Origin of the sequence: Streptomyces sp. (assembly GCF_050698815.1) — a bacterium.
GTDB lineage: Bacteria > Actinomycetota > Actinomycetes > Streptomycetales > Streptomycetaceae > Streptomyces.
The window spans coordinates 1-3,932 of the sequence record NZ_JBOHCV010000623.1 but is presented as its reverse complement, the minus strand read 5'-3'; the positions used below and the strand labels follow the sequence as shown (position 1 = coordinate 3,932).

Below are 3,932 nucleotides of genomic sequence, written 5' to 3'. Positions count from 1 at the left end.
ACTCGGTCGGCATCATGCTCTTCGAGCTGCTGACCGGACGCCTTCCCTTCGACGCCGACTCCCCGCTGGCCATCGCGTACGCGCATGTGCAGGAGGAGCCGCCGCAGCCGTCGTCGGTCAACCGGTCGCTGCCGCCCGCCGTGGACGCGCTTGTCGCACGGACGCTGCGGAAGAACCCCAACGAGCGCTTCCCGTCCGCCGAGACGATGCACGACGAGTGCCTGCGGGTCGGCGGCCCGGGGGTGGCCGGGGGCGCCCCGGTCATCGTCAGCGGCGGTCCGGGCGGTCAGAGCGGCGCGGGCTTCGGGCAGGCGGTCTTCCCGCCGGTGGGCGATGCCGGCACGCCGCCACCGCACGGCAGCGTGCAGCAGCCCTACCAGCCGCAGCAGCAGTACGGCGGCTTCGGGCCCTCGACACCTCCGCCGCCGAGCCAGAACCCGATGGGGCAGTACCCGACGGGCTCGCCCTACGGCGTGCAGCAGGGCGGCGGCTCGCACACCCCGCCCCCGTACACGCTCTCGCCCTCCCCGTCGTCCGGGGGCGGCCGGGGCGGCGGCAAGAACAACACTCCGGTGATCGTCGGTTCGGCGGTCGCGGCGATCGTCGTGGTCGCCGCGCTGATCATCGCGCTCACCCTGAACAGCGGTGGCGACGACGACCCGCCGGCGGACAGCAAGTCGTCGGCGAGCGCCTCAGCGAAGGCCACCGACGAACCGGCTTCCGGCGGGGACTCCGCCGGCGAGTTCAAGCCGGAGGACAAGTCGAAGACCATCGAGACCACCCGGTGCACCGAGGCCAGCGACAGCTACTCCGACAAGAGCAAGAAGATCCTGCCGGACTTCACCTACCGGAACCTCTCCTCGGTCAAGCAGTGCATCCGCGAGGCCGGCTGGAAGCTCGGCGAGATCACCTACGAGGACGAGAACATCTGGGGCAAGAACATGGTCCTGGACCAGGACCCGGACGGGATCGACGAGTTCGACCCCGAAAAGGACGAGATCGAGCTGACCGTCTCGACCGGCAAACCCGCGGACTAGCGGACCAGCGGAGCCCGCTGCAGCGACAGGGCGGCCGGACACGTCATCGTGCGTGCCCGGCCGCCCTGTTCGGTTCCTGTGCCGCCGCGTGGCCGCTACGCCGGCCGCCGCACCTCCACCGTGCGGAAGCGGTCGGCCACGAAAGCGGTGTCGCACAGCGCGGCGTTCGCCGCCGGGTTGCCACCTGAGCCGTGGAAGTCGGAGAAGGCCGCGGTCTGGTTGACGTACACCCCGCCCGTGAGATTGAGCGAGAGCTGCGCGCACTCGTCCAGACAGGCGTCCTCGATCATCCGCTCGGCGTCCGGCGACGTGGTGTACGCACCGACGGTCATCGCGCCCTTGTCCCGGATCGTGCGCCGCAACAGGGCCACGGCGTCGGACGTGGAGCCGACGGCGACGGCGAAGGAGACGGGCCCGAAGCACTCCTCGGACCAGACGGCCTCGGCCCCGGGCTCGGCGGTCTCCAGCTTGACGATGACGGGCGTACGCACTGTGGCGCCGGGGAAGTCCGGGTGGTCGAGCGAGCGGGCCGCCAGCGCCACCTCGCCCAGCGCGGGCGCCGACTCGACGCGCTCGCGCACCTGCGGATTGACGAGGGCGCCCAGCAGGGCGTGGGCGCGGGCGTCGTCGCCGAGCAGCTTGCCGACCGCGGTGGCCAGATCGCCGACCACCTCGTCATAGGACTTCTCACCCACGTCCGTGGCGATGCCGCCCCTGGGGATCAGCAGATTCTGCGGCGTCGTGCACATCTGGCCGCTGTAGAGCGAGAGGGAGAAGGCGAGATTGCCCAGCATGCCCTTGTAGTCGTCGGTGGAGTCGATGATCACCGTGTTGACCCCCGCCTTCTCGGTGAAGACGCGGGCCTGGCGGGCGTGCGCCTCCAGCCAGTCGCCGAAGGCGGTGGAGCCGGTGTAGTCGATGATGCGGATCTCGGGCCGCACCGCCAGCTCCTTGGCGATGCCCTCGCCGTCCCGCTCGGCCGCCAGCGCGACCAGATTCGGGTCGAAGCCCGCCTCGGCCAGCACGTCACGGGCGATGCGGACGGTAAGGGCCAGCGGGAGCACCGCGCGCGGGTGCGGCTTGACCAGCACCGGGTTGCCGGTGGCGAGGGAGGCGAAGAGGCCCGGATAACTGTTCCAGGTCGGGAAGGTGTTGCACCCGATCAGCAGGGAGACGCCACGGCCGACCGCGGTGAAGTGCTTGCTGAGATCGAGCGGATCGCGCTTGCCCTGCGGCTTGGACCAGGCCGCCGCCTCGGGGGTGCGGGTCTGCTCCGCGTACGCGTACGCCACCGCCTCCATGCCGCGGTCCTGCGCGTGCGGTCCGCCCGCCTGGAACGCCATCATGAACGCCTGCCCGCTGGTGTGCATCACCGCGTGCGCGAACTCGTGCGTACGTGCGCTGATCCGGGCCAGGATCTCCAGGCAGACGGCGGCCCGCACCTGAGGCCCGGCCTCCCGCCAGGCGGGCATCGCCTCCCGCATCGCCGGCAGCAGCACATCCAGGTCCGGGCGCGGATACTCGATGCCCATCTCCAGGCCGTAGGGCGAGACCTCGCTCGACGCCCAGCCCCCGGTGCCCGGCTGGCCGTCGAGCTCGAAGCGGCTGCCGCGCAGTGCGTCGAAGGCGGCCTGGCCCTGCTCGGCGCTCAGCGAGCCGGGCGTGCCGTTGCCACCCTCCCCGTAGGCCTTGGGGTGCTCGGGGTGCGGCGACCAGTACTCCCGGCTGCGGATCGCCTCCAGAGCGCGGTCCAGAGCAGGCCGGTGCCGCTCGATCAGCGCTTCCGCCGCGAGTGCGGCGGGCGCGGTGGTCACGGGCGTGGTCACTGGTGCGGTCACGGACGACTCACTCCTCGTCGAGCTGGCTGACTGGTTGCCGACCGACTGGCTGGCTCGGCTTACGCGGACAAGTAGATACTGCTACCGAACGATCGGTCGGGGCAAGAGGGACAATGAGCCTGTGGATAACGTGGATAGCATCGGCGCCATGCCGGCCAAGCGCGACACCTACACGCCCGATTCGCTGCTCAAGGTCGCCGTAGAGGTGTTCATCGAGCGCGGCTACGACGGCACCTCCATGGAGCACCTTTCCAAGGCCGCCGGAATCTCCAAGTCCTCGATCTACCACCACGTCCGCGGCAAGGAGGAGTTGCTGCGCCGCGCGATAAGCCGCGCCCTCAGCGGGCTCTTCGGCGTGCTCGACGAACCGGCGGCCCGGGAGGGCCGCGCGATCGACCGGCTGGAGCACGTCACCCGGCGCACCGTCGAGGTGCTGATGTCGGAGCTGCCCTACGTGACGCTGCTGCTGCGGGTGCGCGGCAACACCGACACCGAGCGCTGGGCCATGGCGCGCCGCCGCGAGTTCGACCAGCGGGTGGCAGGGCTGCTGAAGCAGGCCGCGGCCGACGGCGATCTGCGCACCGACGTGGATGTGCGGCTGGCGACGCGGCTGCTCTTCGGAATGATCAACTCCATCGTGGAGTGGTACCGCCCGGCCCGGGCCGGGCGCGGTGGTTCCGCCACCAGCGACGAGGTCGCGGAGGCCGTCGTACGCACCGCCTTCGCGGGCCTGCGCGGCGGCTGACGCGTCAGATATCGCGCTGTGGGTAATCCAGGTCGGTCTCCTCGAAGACCAGCAGTGTCCGGGTGCTGATCACCTCGGGGATCGAATGGATTCTGGTGAGCACCAGGTTGCGCAGTGCCCAGTTGTCGGCGGTGTGCACCAGCAGCAGCACGTCGAAGTCCCCGCCGACCAGCGCCATGTGGGCAGCGCCCGGCAGCTCCAGCAGCCGCTCACGGACGCTGCGCCAGGAGTCCTGCACGATCTTGAGCGTGATGTAGGCCGAGGTGCCCTGCCCGGCGCGTTCCTCGTCGATACGGGCGCCGAAGCCGCGTA

At 70.8% G+C, this 3,932-nt stretch carries 4 protein-coding genes; 2 read left to right on the top strand and 2 right to left on the bottom strand.

Annotated features, from left to right (window positions below; translation table 11 throughout):
• Positions 1 to 1,037 (top strand): PASTA domain-containing protein (locus ACRDP3_RS22575; protein ID WP_431518824.1); only part of this gene is annotated, 1,037 nt, incomplete at its 5' end.
• Between the two features lie 95 nt (positions 1,038 to 1,132).
• Here the strand turns inward: ACRDP3_RS22575 and paaN are convergent.
• Positions 1,133 to 2,875, bottom strand: coding sequence for a phenylacetic acid degradation protein PaaN (gene paaN, locus ACRDP3_RS22570; protein WP_431518823.1), 1,743 nt, complete (start codon positions 2,873 to 2,875; stop codon positions 1,133 to 1,135).
• 148 nt (positions 2,876 to 3,023) lie between these two features.
• Between paaN and ACRDP3_RS22565 the strand changes: the two genes are divergently transcribed.
• The gene (locus tag ACRDP3_RS22565; protein WP_431518825.1) at positions 3,024 to 3,620 is read left to right on the top strand and encodes a TetR/AcrR family transcriptional regulator; all 597 of its coding nucleotides are present in this window, start codon (positions 3,024 to 3,026) and stop codon (positions 3,618 to 3,620) included.
• 4 nt (positions 3,621 to 3,624) lie between these two features.
• Here the strand turns inward: ACRDP3_RS22565 and ACRDP3_RS22560 are convergent.
• Positions 3,625 to 3,932, bottom strand: a 308-nt coding sequence (locus tag ACRDP3_RS22560) for an Lrp/AsnC family transcriptional regulator (RefSeq protein ID WP_431518822.1), incomplete at its 5' end; no start/stop codon positions are given.